The 14,958-nt window shown below is 59.8% G+C and carries 15 protein-coding genes and 2 pseudogenes; 4 read left to right on the top strand and 13 right to left on the bottom strand.

All coding sequences use genetic code 11. The features are described from left to right. Nucleotides 1-197 precede the first annotated feature (197 nt). The 3 genes from KW840_RS01975 to KW840_RS01965 all read right to left on the bottom strand — a co-directional run bounded on the left by KW840_RS01975 (nt 198) and on the right by KW840_RS01965 (nt 2,271). Complete coding sequence (locus KW840_RS01975) at nt 198-1,433, bottom strand: RNA polymerase sigma factor (protein ID WP_218494318.1); 1,236 nt, start codon at nt 1,431-1,433, stop codon at nt 198-200. A 1-nt stretch (nt 1,434) separates the two neighbouring features. Beyond that, the gene (locus KW840_RS01970) at nt 1,435-1,779 is read right to left on the bottom strand and encodes a YciI family protein (RefSeq protein WP_102670306.1); all 345 of its coding nucleotides are present in this window, start codon (nt 1,777-1,779) and stop codon (nt 1,435-1,437) included. A gap of 66 nt (nt 1,780-1,845) precedes the next feature. Continuing rightward, on the bottom strand, nt 1,846-2,271 hold the full coding sequence (locus tag KW840_RS01965) for a nuclear transport factor 2 family protein (RefSeq protein ID WP_218494317.1): 426 nt from the start codon (nt 2,269-2,271) through the stop codon (nt 1,846-1,848). A gap of 141 nt (nt 2,272-2,412) precedes the next feature. On the opposite strand from KW840_RS01965, the gene KW840_RS01960 reads away from it, so the two are divergent. Continuing rightward, nucleotides 2,413-2,898 (top strand): GNAT family N-acetyltransferase, encoded by a 486-nt coding sequence (locus KW840_RS01960; RefSeq protein WP_218494316.1) that lies wholly within the window; start codon nt 2,413-2,415, stop codon nt 2,896-2,898. 136 nt (nt 2,899-3,034) lie between these two features. Here KW840_RS01960 and KW840_RS01955 read toward each other — a convergent pair whose 3' ends face one another. The 3 genes from KW840_RS01955 to KW840_RS01945 form a co-directional block, all read right to left on the bottom strand. Next, nucleotides 3,035-3,523: a GNAT family N-acetyltransferase gene (locus tag KW840_RS01955; RefSeq protein ID WP_218494315.1), complete on the bottom strand. Its 489-nt coding sequence runs from the start codon at nt 3,521-3,523 to the stop codon at nt 3,035-3,037. Between the two features lie 97 nt (nt 3,524-3,620). Then, nucleotides 3,621-4,106: a GyrI-like domain-containing protein gene (locus tag KW840_RS01950; RefSeq protein ID WP_090457378.1), complete on the bottom strand. Its 486-nt coding sequence runs from the start codon at nt 4,104-4,106 to the stop codon at nt 3,621-3,623. A gap of 66 nt (nt 4,107-4,172) precedes the next feature. Further along, the gene (locus KW840_RS01945) at nt 4,173-4,835 is read right to left on the bottom strand and encodes a LysE family translocator (protein WP_057713576.1); all 663 of its coding nucleotides are present in this window, start codon (nt 4,833-4,835) and stop codon (nt 4,173-4,175) included. Nucleotides 4,836-4,974: 139 nt separating this feature from the next. Between KW840_RS01945 and alaC the strand changes: the two genes are divergently transcribed. Further along, nucleotides 4,975-6,192: an alanine transaminase gene (gene alaC / locus KW840_RS01940; RefSeq protein WP_218494314.1), complete on the top strand. Its 1,218-nt coding sequence runs from the start codon at nt 4,975-4,977 to the stop codon at nt 6,190-6,192. A gap of 179 nt (nt 6,193-6,371) precedes the next feature. Here the strand turns inward: alaC and KW840_RS01935 are convergent, their stop codons facing one another. Beyond that, nucleotides 6,372-7,724, bottom strand: coding sequence for a GntP family permease (locus tag KW840_RS01935; RefSeq protein WP_057713574.1), 1,353 nt, complete (start codon nt 7,722-7,724; stop codon nt 6,372-6,374). Between the two features lie 81 nt (nt 7,725-7,805). Beyond that, the gene (locus KW840_RS01930; RefSeq protein ID WP_057713573.1) at nt 7,806-8,339 is read right to left on the bottom strand and encodes a gluconokinase; all 534 of its coding nucleotides are present in this window, start codon (nt 8,337-8,339) and stop codon (nt 7,806-7,808) included. Between the two features lie 215 nt (nt 8,340-8,554). Here KW840_RS01930 and KW840_RS01925 point away from each other — a divergent pair, with 215 nt between their 5' ends. Beyond that, nucleotides 8,555-9,586 (top strand): LacI family DNA-binding transcriptional regulator, encoded by a 1,032-nt coding sequence (locus tag KW840_RS01925; RefSeq protein ID WP_057713572.1) that lies wholly within the window; start codon nt 8,555-8,557, stop codon nt 9,584-9,586. 190 nt (nt 9,587-9,776) lie between these two features. Here the strand turns inward: KW840_RS01925 and KW840_RS01920 are convergent, their stop codons facing one another. Beyond that, entirely contained in the window at nt 9,777-10,025 is a 249-nt protein-coding gene (locus KW840_RS01920; protein ID WP_154909382.1) for a DUF6124 family protein, read from the bottom strand. A gap of 444 nt (nt 10,026-10,469) precedes the next feature. Here KW840_RS01920 and KW840_RS01915 point away from each other — a divergent pair, with 444 nt between their 5' ends. Further along, nucleotides 10,470-11,108, top strand: coding sequence for a glutathione S-transferase family protein (locus tag KW840_RS01915; RefSeq protein WP_218494313.1), 639 nt, complete (start codon nt 10,470-10,472; stop codon nt 11,106-11,108). Between the two features lie 235 nt (nt 11,109-11,343). Here KW840_RS01915 and KW840_RS28895 read toward each other — a convergent pair. The 4 genes and pseudogenes from KW840_RS28895 to KW840_RS01900 all read right to left on the bottom strand — a co-directional run. Beyond that, a pseudogene (locus KW840_RS28895) lies at nt 11,344-11,751 on the bottom strand (methyl-accepting chemotaxis protein); the annotation flags it as partial. A gap of 138 nt (nt 11,752-11,889) precedes the next feature. After that, nucleotides 11,890-12,663: pseudogene (locus KW840_RS28890) on the bottom strand (PAS domain-containing protein); the annotation flags it as partial. Nucleotides 12,664-13,291: 628 nt separating this feature from the next. Next, nucleotides 13,292-14,305, bottom strand: coding sequence for an ABC transporter substrate-binding protein (locus KW840_RS01905; protein ID WP_057399024.1), 1,014 nt, complete (start codon nt 14,303-14,305; stop codon nt 13,292-13,294). Next, on the bottom strand, nt 14,302-14,850 hold the full coding sequence (locus tag KW840_RS01900) for a sigma-70 family RNA polymerase sigma factor (RefSeq protein ID WP_218494311.1): 549 nt from the start codon (nt 14,848-14,850) through the stop codon (nt 14,302-14,304). Before KW840_RS01900 ends, KW840_RS01905 begins: the two co-directional genes overlap by 4 nt. Nucleotides 14,851-14,958: the final 108 nt, after the last annotated feature.

The following is a 14,958-nucleotide window of genomic DNA, read 5'->3' as shown; positions in this document are numbered from 1 at the left end:
TCGGCCCTTATCGCGAGCAAGCTCGCTCCCACAGTATCGAGTACACCATCAATCCCTGTGGGAGCTGGTTGCTGGGCAAAATGCTGGATTGAAGGTCCTTCGGCCCTTATCGCGAGCAAGCTCGCTCCCACAGTTTCGAGTACACCATCAATCCCTGTGGGAGCGAGCTTGCTCGCGATTAGGCCAGACCGGTCGCATCACTCCAACGCCTTGAGCCGCTCTTCGATAAACCGCCGCTCCGGCTCCTGTCGGGTCAACGCCAGCGCCCGTTCCCACGCCGCCCGCGCCTCCTGCTTGCGACCCAGTTGCCAACAGAATTGCGCCCGCGCCGAATGCGCCAGGTGGTAGTCGAGCAGTTCTCCCCGCTCCAGAATGGCGTCGACCAGCGTCAGCCCCGCCAGTGGACCATCGCGTTGCGAAATCGCCGCCGCGCGATTCAACTCGATCACCGGTGACGGCACCGCCCGCAGCAGGACGTCATACAGACCGACAATCTGCGGCCAATCGGTTTCCCCCGCCGTCGGGGCTTCGGCGTGCACCGCTGCGATCGCCGCTTGCAGGCAATAGGGTCCGAATCGTCCCATGGTCAGCGCCCGCTCGACCAGCGTGCAGCCTTCACTGATCAACCCGGCGTCCCACAGCGAACGGTCCTGTTCGTCCAGCACAATCAGCTCGCCGCTCGCCGAGGTCCTGGCCGGGCGGCGCGACTCGTGCAGCAGCATCAACGCCAGCAAGCCCATCACCTCCGGTTCCGGCAGCAGTTCCACCAGCAACCGCCCGAGTCGGATCGCTTCACGGGTCAAATCCTCGCGGATCAGTTCTGCCCCGATGGACGCCGAGTAGCCCTCGTTGAACACCAGGTAAATCACCCGCAATACACTGTCCAGGCGCTCGGGTAGCTCAGCGAGTGTCGGCACTTGATAAGGGATTTTCGCATCGCGGATCTTCGCCTTGGCGCGCACGATGCGCTGGGCGATGGTGGCCGGGGCCGAGAGAAAGGCCCGGGCGATTTCTTCCGTGGTCAGGTCGCAGACTTCCCGCAGCGTCAGCGGCACTTGTGCGTCGGCCGCCAGGGCCGGGTGGCAGCAAGTGAAGATCAGCCGCAGGCGATCGTCTTCCACGTCTTCATCACTCCAGTCGGCCTGCTCCAGTTCCTCCAGTTGCGCGATCAGCAAGGGCTGCGACGCGGCAAAGCGTGCGCGTCGGCGCAAGGCATCGATGGCCTTGAAGCGCCCGGTGGACACCAGCCAGGCCCGCGGATTGTCCGGCACGCCGTCACGCTGCCAGCGTTCGACCGCGATGAAAAACGCCTCGTGCAAGGCCTCTTCGGCGAGGTCGAAATCACCCAGCAAGCGAATCAGGGTCGCAAGAATCCGCCGCGACTCTTCGCGATAAACCCGCTCGACCTGCGCCTGAACCGGCAGCCCCGGCATCTTAAGGATTCAACTGCCGAACGGGGCGCACTTCGACACTGCCGACCCGGGCCGCCGGAATGTTCCCTGCGACCTGGATGGCTTCGTTGAGGTCCTTGGCATCGATCAGATAAAAACCGGCCAATTGCTCCTTGGTTTCAGCGAATGGCCCGTCGGTGATCGACATCTTGCCGTTGCGCATGCGCACCGTGGTGGCGGTCTGTACCGACTCCAGCGCCTCGGCGGCGACCATCCGGCCACTGCCCTGGATCGACTCGGCATAGGCCATGCACTCTTCGTCCTTCGGGCTTTCCGGTAGCGAATGCAGCAGCTGCTCATCGCTGTAGACCAGGCATAAATACTTCATCACGCTCTCCTTATCGAACGATCAACTATGGCCGCTGATTGGCATTCTGGCTCGGCTTCCCGACGATCAGGGCTTGAGGTCGAACAGCGTCGCGCCGCTGGTCATGTCGAACGGTGCCGACCAATGTTCGTGGACGATCTGCCACAGCCCGGCTTCTTGCCGATAGCAGGCGGTGACGCGCATCCAGCAGGACTGGGTTTCGCCCTTGTCGTTGGTGCCACCACAATTTGCCAGCCAGTGAGCGAACGCAATTTCCTGGGACGGCTCGATGGTGATTTCGTCGAATTCGAAGATGTGCGGGCCGGGGCACATTTCCATGCAGGCCTGCCAATGCGCGCGATACGCCGGCTTGCCTTTGAATTGCAGGGCCTTGACCGCGTCGAAGGAGACGATGTCATCGGCATACAGGGCCATGACTTTTTCAATGTCCTTGGCCATGACCGCCTGACGATAGTTCTCGATGAGATTCTGGATCTGGGTTTGCGAGTTCATGGTGGTTCTCCGTGGTTTTTATAGTGAAGACACCCTTAGTCGTCTGGCGATCCGGTGAATCGACAGGTGAAATAAAAATAATCCGGGAAAGCAAACTCGCTAGAATCCGAGGCTCATTTGTGATGGAAAAAGGACACTCCCGTGACAGCCCGACTCGTGCCTTATGAAAGCCTGAATGCGCTGCAGCGCCAGCAGGTCGAGGCCATTGAAGTGCATTCGGAACAGATCAGATTCTCGGGTGACATCCACGGCGCCTTGCACACGCTGTTGTCCAAGCCCGGCCCTGGCGTCAAGGGCTTCGCCCTGCTGGCCGAGGATGTGCCCGTCGCGTTCCTGCTGCTCAAGCGCCCGCCGGTATTGCCGGCCTGGGCCGATGAGCACAGCGCCACGCTGCATGCGCTGCAAGTCGATCAACGCGCCCAGGGCAAGGGCTACGGCAAGGCCTGCCTGCAAGCGCTGCCCGAGGCGGCGCGCCTGGCCTGGCCGGAAATCAGGGGGCTGGAGCTGTCGGTGGATGCCGACAACGAGGCGGCCATCGCCCTGTACGCCAGGTATGGCTTTGTCGACAGCGGCGAGGCGTACAAGGGCCGGATCGGGTATGAGCGGCGGATGGGGTTGGTGTTTTGAACTCAGCCCCCACCAACACCACAAAACTACTGTGGGAGCGAGCTTGCTCGCGATGGCGGCGTAACATTCAACATCGATGTCGACTGATAGTCCGCTATCGCGAGCAAGCTCGCTCCCACAGGGGATCTACGTCGGATCAGAGTTCCAGCACCATCTCATGCCACGCCATGCCACCATGGTCCGAGGCCGAGGGTTTTACGTAGGCAAAGCCGAATCCGGCATACAACGGAATATGCCGTTCCTTGCACATCAGGTTGATGGTGACCTTGCCCATCGCACGCATGCGCTCGATGAACTCGCCCATCAGGCACTTGGCCAGGCCTTGGCCCTGATAATCCGGGTGCACCACCACCGACATGATCACCACATGCGGCCCGGCCGGGTCGTGGCCGATCAGTTCCTTGAACGCCTCGTCCGACATTTCCACCTGGTACGCCGCACCGGAGTTGATGAAACCGGCGACAACCCCGTCCACTTCAGCGACGATAAAACCCTCGGGCCAGGTGGCGATGCGGGTGGCGATTTTCTCGCGGGTCGCGGCTTCGTCACCTTCATAGGCAAGGGTTTCGATGGCAAAGCAGCGGTCCAGATCGGCGGGGGTGACGTTGCGGATGACGGTGTTCATGGCAGCTCGGGATCAGCATGGGAAAGGCTGGGGATGATAAATCAGCTGCTGTGGGACATCGAGAGACGAATCGGCTGATCCGCCTCTCGTGCAGGTGTCATGCCTTGATCGGCAGCCAGATTTCCAGCTTGCCGGTGTTGAGTTTGGGGTTGAAGTCTTCGCTGTAGCGCTCGAACTCCGGAGCCGCCAATAGCTCGTGGCCGGACTGCGGCAGCCACGTGCCATGGATGTACTGAAAGGTTTGCGGCAGGGTGTCCAGCGGTCCTTTGTGTTCGAACACCACGTACTGCTGCGGCTGAACTTCTACCCAGCGGTAGGTTTCGGGCAAGTCGTCGAGCTTGCTGATCTCGACCCCGGCGATGTAATCGAAGCCGCCCTTGCCGTCGAAATTGCAGCAGACACCGTAGGTGACTTCGCCTTTTTGGCCCGGAATATGGCCCAGATGCGGGATGAGTTTCTCCCAGAGTTCGGGAATGCCTTGAACGGATTGTTGGGTAAATGTTCCGCCAAGCCCTGCAATCAGCAGGAAGTGTCCGTGTTCGAAGCGTGGCTCCGCCAGTTCGACGCGTGTTTGCTCATCCATGGCTCAACTCCTGGAGCAAAAAGTGGGTTCGGCTGGGAGTATAGAAGCCAAACCCGATTCGCCCAATTACAGGGCGTGCAATTGCTCGACGGCGCCTGAACCGACAAACTCGTTATAACCCGATAGAATCACGTAGACTGCGAAATAACAGAAAATCGCTGCCGATGCCATGTAGGAGTAACGCAGTAACTTGTCGCCGAGCAACTTTCCGCCGTGGCTCGCGGCGAAGCACAGCCCGACACACCAGAGAATCCCTGCGCAGAGAAAACCGCCGAGAAACAACGCCGAACTGAGGGCGCCACCGCCGCCGGAACGGGCGATCAGCGTGCCACCCACCGCAGCGAACCAGAGAATCGCGCTGGGCGACGACATGGCCAGGAAGATCCCGCGAAAGAACTCCTTGCGATGGGAGTTGTGCCCCACCTCGGCCGATTGCGCCAGCACCGCTTCGTGGTGAATCGCCGAATAGATCATCTTCGCCGCGAAGTACACCAGCAGCGCCGAACCACCGATCCACAGCACCCAGCGCACGGTTTCGTATTGCAGCAACACGGTCATGCCGGCCAGTGCCAGTACCGCGTAGATCAGGTCGCCGACACAAGTCCCCAGCCCCAGCGCAAACCCCTGGAAATAGCCGCGCTGCATGGCCAGGGTGATCATCGCGATGTTGGCCACGCCGATATCCAGGCACAGCGAGAGGCTCAGCAAGAAGCCGCTGGTAAATTCCATCGAACCCTATCCTTCGGAAAAATTTGTTTACATTGAGGCTGGACAGTCTGCCACAGCTGCCCTTACATTCCGCCACAGGTCACCGTAGTGACCAGCGTCGCTCGGACGGTTCCGGGCGCTTACGTTATCCGAGGCAACAATGGCCGAACAAGGTTCGCCGCGCCGCTTTGCGCGCATAGATCGACTCCCCCCTTACGTTTTCAACATCACTGCCGAGCTGAAGATGGCCGCCCGTCGTCGTGGCGAAGACATCATCGACTTGAGCATGGGCAACCCCGACGGCGCCACGCCGCCGCACATCGTCGAAAAACTCGTCACGGTGGCCCAGCGCGAAGACACCCACGGCTACTCGACGTCCAAGGGCATTCCGCGCCTGCGCCGGGCGATTTCCAACTGGTACAAGGACCGCTATGAGGTCGACATCGACCCGGAAAGCGAGGCCATTGTCACCATCGGTTCCAAGGAAGGCCTGGCGCACCTGATGCTGGCCACCCTGGATCAGGGCGACACCGTGCTCGTGCCCAACCCGAGCTACCCGATTCACATCTATGGTGCCGTGATTGCCGGCGCCCAGGTGCGGTCGGTGCCGCTGGTGCCGGGCGTGGATTTCTTCGCTGAACTGGAGCGGGCCATTCGCGGTTCGATCCCGAAGCCGAAGATGATGATCCTCGGTTTCCCGTCCAACCCGACCGCCCAGTGCGTGGAGCTGGATTTCTTCGAACGGGTGATCGCCCTCGCCAAGCAGTACGACGTGCTTGTGGTACACGACCTGGCCTACGCCGACATCGTCTACGACGGCTGGAAAGCCCCGTCGATCATGCAAGTGCCCGGGGCCAAGGACATTGCGGTGGAGTTTTTCACCCTGTCCAAGAGCTACAACATGGCCGGCTGGCGCATTGGCTTCATGGTCGGCAACCCGGAACTGGTCAATGCCCTGGCGCGGATCAAGAGCTACCACGACTACGGCACCTTCACTCCGCTGCAAGTGGCGGCCATCGCTGCGCTTGAAGGCGATCAGCAATGCGTGCGCGACATCGCCGAGCAGTATCGGCAGCGGCGCAATGTGCTGGTCAAGGGTCTGCATGAACTGGGCTGGATGGTGGAAAACCCGAAAGCGTCGATGTATGTCTGGGCCAAGATTCCCGAGGCCTATGCGCACCTGGGCTCGCTGGAGTTCGCCAAGAAACTGCTGGCCGAAGCCAAGGTGTGTGTCTCGCCGGGCGTCGGGTTTGGCGAGTACGGTGACGATCACGTGCGCTTCGCCCTGATCGAAAACCAGGACCGGATTCGTCAGGCCGTACGCGGGATTCGCGGGATGTTCAGGGCGGATGGGCTGGCACCAAAAACATCCAGTTGACACAAAACCTGTGGGAGCGAGCTTGCTCGCGATAGCGGTGTTTCAGTCGCCATTAAAGTTGACTGATACGACGCCATCGCGAGCAAGCTCGCTCCCACAGTGGATTTATGTACAACCTGTAAATCGATCACCCACAAAAAAACCGCATCGCAGCGGTTTTTTTGTGTCTGTCGAATCGCTTAAACGAACAGCGACAACAACAGGATAAAGCCCAGGCCAACCACGGAGAGGATGGTTTCCATCGCGGTCCAGGTCTTGAAGGTTTCGGCCACGGTCATGTTGAAGTACTGCTTCACCAACCAGAAACCGGCGTCGTTGACGTGGGACAGGATCAGGGAGCCTGCACCGGTGGCCAGCACCAGCAGCTCACGGTTCACACCCGGAATCATCCCCACCACCGGCACCACGATGCCGGCGCCAGTGATGGTCGCCACGGTCGCTGAACCGGTCGCGATACGAATCACCGCCGCCACCAGCCAGGCCAGCAGGATCGGCGAGATCTGTGCGTTCACCGCCATGTGGCCGATCACGTCACCCACGCCGCTGGTCACCAGCATCTGCTTGAAGCCACCACCGGCACCGATGATCAGGATGATCGCGGCGGTCGGCGCGAGGCTGGCATCCAGCCATTTCATCATTTGGCTGGAACCGATGCCCTGCTTGTAGCCGAAGGTATACAGCGACAGCAGCAATGCCAGCAGCAACGCCGAAATCGGGTGACCGATCAGGTCCATGAAGGCGCGGAAGATGTTGCCATCGGGCAGCACCACGTCGGCAAACGTCTTGAGCAGCATCAGGAACACCGGCAGCAGCACGGTCACCAGCGTGATGCCGAAGCTCGGCAGTTCAGCCGAATCCGTTTCGCGCGACAGTTGATCCACCAGCTCCTGGTTCGGATGACCGGGGATGTGCTTGGCAATGAACGTACCGAAGATCGGGCCAGCGATGATGGCGGTTGGCAACGCAACGATCAGGCCGTACAGAATGGTTTTACCGATGTCGGCACCGAACACGCCGATGGCCAGCAGCGGGCCCGGGTGCGGCGGCACCAGGCCGTGTACCGCGGACAGACCGGCCAGCAGCGGGATACCGATCTTGATGATCGACACGCCAGTGCGACGGGCCACGATGAACACCAGCGGAATCAGCAGCACGAAGCCGATTTCGAAGAACAGCGGAATGCCGACCAGGAACGCGGCGAACATCATCGCCCACTGCACCTTGTCCTTGCCGAAGGCGCGGATCAACGTCTGCGCAATCTGATCCGCACCGCCTGATTCGGCCATCATTTTGCCGAGCATGGTGCCCAGCGCCAGGATGATGCCGACGAAACCAAGCACGCCACCGAAGCCGTCCTGGAACGCCTTGATGATGGTGCCGATCGGCATGCCGGAGGTCAGCCCGAGGAAGGCTGCGGCGATGATCAGTGCGAGAAATGGGTGCAACTTGAACTTGGTGATCAGGACGATAAGCCCGATCACCGTGACCACTGCATCGAGCAGCAGGAACGTCTCGTGGGACATGCCAAACATTAGGGGTGTCTCCTGGTTGTTGTTGTTATTTAAGCGGGTTGATCAGAAGTCGTGAGGACAGCGCTGTCTTTGCGAGCACAGTCATACCGCCTGTTTCAGGCCATTCGCCTGCCACCAGGCATGAGCCTGCGCCGCCAGTTGCTCGACACTATGGGTCGAAGCATCCAGCGCCAGGGTCAACGGCTCGCCGACGGGCGATTCGAGGGTGGCGAACTGGCTGTCGATCAGGGTCGACGGCATGAAGTGGCCTGGCCGATGGGAGACACGGTCGGCGGCGACTTCGGGGGTCAACTCAAGGAACACGAAGCCCAGGCCCGGCAAGGCACTGCGCAGACGTTCGCGATAGACGTGCTTGAGAGCCGAACAGGTCAGCACCGGGCGCTGGCCCTTGGCGTCGACACGGCGCAGTTCATCGCACAGGCTGTCGAGCCAGCCGGCACGGTCTTCATCGTTCAGGGGAATCCCCGCGCTCATCTTTTCGATATTGGCGGCAGGGTGAAAAGAGTCGCCTTCAATGGCAGTGGCGCCGCTCAAATGGCATAGGGCCTCGCTGACGCACGTCTTGCCGCAACCGGCAACGCCCATGATGACCAGGGCGGTGATGGGATGATTCATGTAACACCTCAGCGCGCAGACAGCGCTACCTTTGCCAGTTATGACACTAGACCAAAAGCAGAAGTTGCCGACGCCTTTCTTGTCATTTTATGGGTTGCAGCAGGTTAGGTCCCAACACCAAAAAGCAAGGATCAGGCGAACCCTCGCTCACGCATTTGCAGCTGCATCGAGACAGCGCTACCTTAGTGCCTTGAATTTTGTTTGGCAAGCCGTCGATGAACACAACCAAGAACGATAAAAATACTCGCACCACTGGCCGCCCTACCCTGAACGAAGTTGCCCGACTGGCCGGCGTCAGCCCGATCACCGCCTCCCGCGCCTTGCGTGGCGTCAGCACCGTGGCCACTGAACTTGTGGAAAAGGTGCAAAAAGCGGCGCTTGAGCTCAACTATGTGGTCAACCCTGCCGCCCGCGCCTTGGCCTCGGCCCAGAGCCAGTCAGTCGTGGTTTTGGTGCCGTCGCTGTCCAACCTGCTGTTCATTGACACCCTGGAAGCCATTCATCGGGTTTTGCGCCCCAAGGGCTTCGAAGTGCTGATCGGCAACTTCCATTATTCGCGCGATGAAGAAGAAAACCTGCTGCGCAACTACATGGCCTATCAACCGCGCGGCTTATTGCTGACGGGTTTCGACCGCACCGAAAGTTCGCGGCGGATGATCGAAGCCAGCAATATTCCGTGTGTGTACATGATGGAACTGGACAGCGCCGCCGGGCTCAATTGCGTTGGCTTTTCGCAACTGGCGGCCGGCGAAACGGCTGCCGAACACTTGCTGTCCCGCGGCCGCAAGCGTCTGGCCTACATCGGCGCGCAGCTGGACCAGCGCACCTTGTTGCGCGGCGAAGGTTTCCGCAAAGCCCTGCAAAAGGCCGGTCGGTATGACCCGGACCTGGAAGTGCTGACGCCCCGCTCCTCCTCCGTCGGCCTCGGCGGTGAGTTGTTCCTGCAACTGCTGGCCAGTCATCCGGATGTCGATGCGATCTTCTTCGGCAACGACGACCTGGCCCAGGGCGCCCTGCTCGAAGCCATGCGCAACGGGATCAAGATCCCCGAACAGGTGGCGATCCTCGGCTTCAACGACTTGCCCATGTCCGAACACATGGTCCCGCGCCTGAGCAGCATCAATACCCCCCGCGAAGCCATCGGCCGTCGCGCGGCGGAGCAGATGCTGACGCTGATGGCCGGCAACACCGTGGCCAAACCGGTGCAGGACATGGGGTTTGAGTTGAAGGTGCGCGAAAGCACGTAAGCACGCCACACCCGCAGTGAAGTGAGATTTTGTGGCGAGGGGGCTTGCCCCCGTTGGGTTGCGAAGCAGCCCCAAAAACAGACGCCGCAGTCATACAGGTAAAACCCGTGAACTGGATTACGACTGCTCCGCAGCCGAACGGGGGCAAGCCCCCTCGCCACAGGGAAAGCCTCTCGCCCCCGCTCAGTGTTCAATCCTGCGGATCGAGGTTATCCAGCACCCGGTTCACCGCCAGCTCGGCCAGCATGATGATCTGTGCGATCGCCAGCGCCGTGTTGCGATGGCTACCTTCCAGAAACGTAGCAAAGTCATTGGTCATGACACTTGCCGAGGCCAGTGATTCGCAGGCGTGCGCCAACAGCGTTTCGTTATTGATGCCGGGTGAAATGGTGAACATTGGGCTGGGATTGCGTGGGGGGTTGGGCGTGGGTTTGAACATGGCAATGCTCCTAGAGTGATGGAGCTGCCACGATTCGCTGCTAGACGAAATTAAGGTGGCAGCCGTGCGCGGGCTAGCAGACCAGGACTCTAGAACCCGGTAGACCCGAAGGTCTTCCCACACACAGCCGCCATAACGTGAACCGATCACGAACGGTGGACGCCATGCGTCTAAAGTATCCAGGCTGCTAGACCCGATCGCTGAATTTGCAGCGACACGGAACAATACGAGTCCGGATACCAGGCGCACAAGTCGGCGGATTCTGGCGTAGTCGTAGGTAATTCCGCAAGAAATCACTGTCTGCAGAAATCCTCTGATACCCCTTGCCTACGGACCATTCCTACAGGTTTACGTCTGGTCCTGCGGATCCTGCAGACTTGATGTCAGCCGTCGGCAGGCACACTATGAATTCCCGACGCCATGATTCGCTGACGGAGTAGCAAAATGGAACATGCACTGAAGATTCTCGGCAAAGCCTCGTCCATCAACGTCCGAAAAGTCCTGTGGACTTGCGAGGAGCTGGGTATTGCCTACGAACGCGAGGACTGGGGCAGTGGTTTCGCGTCCACCCACAGCCCCGAGTTCCTGCGCTTCAATCCCAACGCACAGGTGCCGGTGATCATCGATGAAGCCGGCGTGTTGTGGGAGTCCAATACCATCTGCCGCTATCTGGCTGGCAAACACCACCACCATCACAGCGAGTTGCTGCCCATCGAACCGGCCGCCCGCGCTCGGGTGGAGCAGTGGATGGACTGGCAAGCCACCGAGCTCAATCCGTCCTGGAGATACCCGTTCATGGCACTGGTGCGCAAGGACCCGGAATTCCAGGACCCGCATAGCCTTGAAGTCGGCATTCGTAGCTGGAACCAGAAAATGGGCATCCTCGAACATCAACTCGCGACCACCAAGGCGTATGTCGCCGGACCACACTTTACCCTGGCCGACGTTGTCATCGGTTTGTCGGTCAATCGCTGGCTGATGACGCCGATCGACCGGCCTGACTACCCCTCCGTCGATGAATATTTCCAGCGCCTGGCGCAGCGTCCGGGTTTCCTCAAGCACGGCTGCAACGGCTTGCCTTGAGGAGCCGCAAAATGCCGCGCTGTTGTTTGTAGGAGCGAGCTTGCTCGCGAAGGACCTGAGAACACCGCGTTCAACCAGCTTTCACGCGTTATCGTTGACGTCCATCGCGAGCAAGCTCGCTCCTACAGTGGGTCGGCGTTTTTTGTAGGAGCGAGCTCGCTCGCGATGGATGCAAGAGCGCCGCGTTCAGCCAGGAAACACGCGTCATCGTTATCGACCATCGCAGTTACCGCGACTAGTTCAATTGCAATGTCGAGTTGAACTGACTGATCGCATCCACCACATGCCGCGAGCCCTGCTGGATTTCCAGAATCACCTCCCCTGCCTCGTTCGCTAGTTCCACGCCGAGGCCGGTTCGACTCAGGCTCGATTGCATGCTCGACACCGCGCTGAGCGACAAATCGTGGTTCTTGCGCACCACCTCGACAATCTCCAGCGTCGCCTGACTGGTGCGCGCCGCAAGGCTGCGCACTTCATCGGCTACCACCGCAAACCCGCGCCCGTGCTCTCCGGCACGGGCCGCTTCGATCGCCGCGTTGAGCGCCAGCAGGTTGGTCTGATCGGCAATGCCGCGGATGGTCTGCACGATGGTGCCGATGATGTCGGACTGTTTGCTCACGGCGTCGATGCTCAGTGCCGCCTCGTTCAAGTCCCGGGAAATATCCTGGATGATCTGCACTGTCTGCTGCACCACCTCGGACCCCTTGCGCGCGCAGACGTCGTTTTGTACCGAAGTGCTGTGGGCCGATTCTGCGGCGGTTTGCAGGGTGGTCATCTGGTGGGTGATATCGCTGGCGAACTTGACCACCTTGTACAACCGCCCCTTGGCGTCGAACAACGGGTTGTAGGAGGCTTCCAGGAATACCGTCTGACCTTGCTTGTTCCTGCGCTCGAAACGATGGGAGTGATATTCGCCGCGGTTGAGCGAAGCCCAGAAATTCCGGTAACCCTGGGACTCGGCTTCGGCACGGTGGCAGAACAGGCTGTGATGCTGCCCCACCACTTCGTTGAGCGAGTACTGCATGGTTTTCAGGAAGTTCTCGTTGGCGCTGATGACCTTGCCTTCGGGCGTGAATTCGATCACGGCCATCGAGCGGCCGATCGCGGCGAGCCTGCTTTCGTTTTCGTGTTCCTTGTTGATCCGTGCGGTGATGTCGGTGGCTACCTTGATCACACTTTTCACCTGCCGGTCGGGGCCCAGCACCGGCATGTAACTGGCTTCGAGCCAGATCTCCCGGCCACACTTGTGCAAGCGCAAAAAGGTCCCGCCCAGCGGCTCGCCCCGCGCCAGGTCACGCCATAACTTGGTGTACTCATCGCTGCGGTAATACTGCTCTTCACAAAAGACCCGGTGATGTTTGCCGCGCACCTCGTCAGCGCTGTAGCCCATGGCATTGCAAAAATTTTCGTTGGCATCGATGACGATGCCGTCCGGAGTGAATTCAATCATCGCCATCGAATGACTGATCGCCGCCAACTTGGCATTAGCCTCAGTCAGCGCGCAACTGAACCGTTCAATTTCCAGCAGGTCGGCCTTGTGATGTAGGTTGAACATTGTCGTATCACCTTCCGCGCGGTTTTTTGATTGATGAACGTTGCAGGTCTTTCAAATCCACCACTACGCTCCGTGGAACAGGCACACGCATCCCTCCAAAAAGAAGGACTAGTCAGGTGATAAATGATGTTCAATCGGAGGGTCCTTACAGCGACACGCTCATCAAGACATCCTTCTCTTGATAGCCCGCATGCGGGCCAGCCCTAACAGATTCACAACAAATTCCATTTAGCGGACAGCTCCTTGCCATCAAGTGTTGGTGCCTTCGATTGCGCACTCTGCGACCAGAGATCGACCACCTCATGAGGGTCGATACAGTTAGTTACACCTGATCATAGACAGCAACCTCGGGCTTGCAAGGCCACTAGTCTGCCACTACTGAGGACAAAATCGGTTCAGCAGCTTGTCGAGGGGGGAAATACTCGGAGAACTAGACAGATCAGCGGTCGGTAGTGAGAGCGGCGCTGGCTGCCGAACTGGCTTAAGGCTGTAGACCATTCGCGAGCAAGCCCGCTCCCACAGGGGATCGGCGGTGACCACAGGTTTTGTGGAAATCACAGATTCAATGTGGGAGCGGGCTTGCTCGCGAATGGTTGCAGCTCAAACACTGCAGAACTTTCAGAACAAACTACAAGCTGGCACTTACCTTGGTGGCCACCTCTCCCGGCACCCAGCCCTTCCATACCTGCGGCTGCTCACGCAAAAACGCTTCGGCGACTTCTCGGGGTTTCTGCCGTTTTTCACTCATCTGACCCAAGGTCTGGTTCAACAGATCAATCGGCAAATCGACCTTTTCAAAGAACGTCACCAGGTCCGGGTATTGCGCCTTGAACGGTGCCGATACGCCGATGGCCAGGCTGGCCGGCATCGAGCGCGTGCCTTTGGGGTTCGGGTTGTTGGCGTCGGCCAGGGTTTTCCAGGCTTCGGCATCGAATGGCGGCTCGTCGAGTTTCACCAGTTTGAACCGCCCCAGCAGTGGTGTCGGCGACCAGTAGTAGAACAGCACCGGTTTGCCACGGCGGATCGACGAGGCCACCTCGGCATCCAGCGCGGCACCGGACCCCGTGCGGAAGTTGACGTAGCTGGCGGTCAGATCATAGGCCTTGAGTTTCTGGCTGTTGACGATTTCCGAGGTCCAGCCGGTCGGGCTGTTGAGGAAGCGTCCGCGACTCGGGTCTTCGGGGTCACGGAACACGTCCTTGTACTTCGCCAGGTCGGCAACGGATTTCAACTCCGGGGCCAAGGGCTTGATGCCGCGCTCCGGATCGCCCTTGATCACGTACTCCGGCACCCACCAGCCTTCGGTGGCGCCTTTGACCGTATCGCCAAGGCCGAACACCTTGCCCTCCGCCGCCGCCTTGACCCAGGCAGGGCTGCGTCCGGCCCACTCTTCACCGATGACCTGGATGTCGTTTTTGGCCAGCGCCGCTTCAAGGCTGACGGTACTGCCTGGCAACGTGTCGGTCGGGTAGCCGTAACCTTTTTCAACGATCAGGCGCAGGATTTCGGTGATAAGGCTGCCACTTTCCCAAGTGATGTCACCAAAGTGAATAGGTGCCGCTTTTTCCGTGGCCGATGCCGGGTGGGACAACAGGCTCAGGGCCAGCAACGAACTGCCGAGCAGGGTTTTGATCGATCTCATGCGGACCTCTTGTTCTGGAGGGGACGGTTCAGGGATTGGTTGGCGCTGTGCCGGTCGCACAGGGCTTGGGAGCGGGTCATGTAGTCGCTGACAGAACGCAGGGAGATGCCCAGCGCAGCGGCAATTTGCGGATAGGTCAGGCCGTCGATCCGTGACAGCAGGAAGGTAGAGCGGACTTTGCCAGGCAGCCGCTGAAGACTGCGATCCACCCGGGTCAGGGTCTGGGACACCTGAGCCAGCTCCTCCGGCGATTCGGCGTGGATCGGCTCGGCCTGTTGCAGTTGTTGAAGGTACTGGCGCTCCAGGTCACCTCGACGCCAACGCTGATAGAGCAGGCGCTGGGCGATGGTGGTGAGCAACGCACGGGGTTCACGGATTGCCGTCAGGCCAGGGGCCTGCAGCAGTTGCACGAAGGTTTCGCAGGCAATGTCTTCGACAGCGGCGGCATCGTTCAGAGACTGACGCAGGCGCGTGCAGAGCCAGAGGTAGTGGGCGCGGAACAATCCGTCCACCTGTTTGCGATGAAGAATATCGGCGCCGGACATAGGGGCTCCTGGGTTAGGGGTCGCTGAATGTCCGGTGGTCCGGTGAGGCGAATCCTAGCAAGGAGACTTATTCATTAATAATATTTAAAACTTATTTTTATATTCATT

This window comes from Pseudomonas sp. PDM30, from assembly GCF_019218985.1.
GTDB classification, from domain to species: Bacteria; Pseudomonadota; Gammaproteobacteria; order Pseudomonadales; family Pseudomonadaceae; genus Aquipseudomonas; species Aquipseudomonas jessenii.
This window is presented reverse-complemented; position numbering and strand designations above follow the sequence as displayed.

Bases quoted from the DNA above. Each gene is read 5' to 3' on its own strand.
- KW840_RS01975 (WP_218494318.1), bottom strand. From the start codon at position 1,433: ATGCCGGGGCTGCCGGTTCAGGCGCAGGTCGAGCGGGTTTATCGCGAA.
- KW840_RS01970 (WP_102670306.1), bottom strand. From the start codon at position 1,779: ATGAAGTATTTATGCCTGGTCTACAGCGATGAGCAGCTGCTGCATTCG.
- KW840_RS01965 (WP_218494317.1), bottom strand. From the start codon at position 2,271: ATGAACTCGCAAACCCAGATCCAGAATCTCATCGAGAACTATCGTCAG.
- KW840_RS01955 (WP_218494315.1), bottom strand. From the start codon at position 3,523: ATGAACACCGTCATCCGCAACGTCACCCCCGCCGATCTGGACCGCTGC.
- KW840_RS01950 (WP_090457378.1), bottom strand. From the start codon at position 4,106: ATGGATGAGCAAACACGCGTCGAACTGGCGGAGCCACGCTTCGAACAC.
- KW840_RS01945 (WP_057713576.1), bottom strand. From the start codon at position 4,835: ATGGAATTTACCAGCGGCTTCTTGCTGAGCCTCTCGCTGTGCCTGGAT.
- alaC (WP_218494314.1), top strand. From the start codon at position 4,975: ATGGCCGAACAAGGTTCGCCGCGCCGCTTTGCGCGCATAGATCGACTC.
- KW840_RS01935 (WP_057713574.1), bottom strand. From the start codon at position 7,724: ATGTTTGGCATGTCCCACGAGACGTTCCTGCTGCTCGATGCAGTGGTC.
- KW840_RS01930 (WP_057713573.1), bottom strand. From the start codon at position 8,339: ATGAATCATCCCATCACCGCCCTGGTCATCATGGGCGTTGCCGGTTGC.
- KW840_RS01925 (WP_057713572.1), top strand. From the start codon at position 8,555: ATGAACACAACCAAGAACGATAAAAATACTCGCACCACTGGCCGCCCT.
- KW840_RS01920 (WP_154909382.1), bottom strand. From the start codon at position 10,025: ATGTTCAAACCCACGCCCAACCCCCCACGCAATCCCAGCCCAATGTTC.
- KW840_RS01915 (WP_218494313.1), top strand. From the start codon at position 10,470: ATGGAACATGCACTGAAGATTCTCGGCAAAGCCTCGTCCATCAACGTC.
- KW840_RS01905 (WP_057399024.1), bottom strand. From the start codon at position 14,305: ATGAGATCGATCAAAACCCTGCTCGGCAGTTCGTTGCTGGCCCTGAGC.
- KW840_RS01900 (WP_218494311.1), bottom strand. From the start codon at position 14,850: ATGTCCGGCGCCGATATTCTTCATCGCAAACAGGTGGACGGATTGTTC.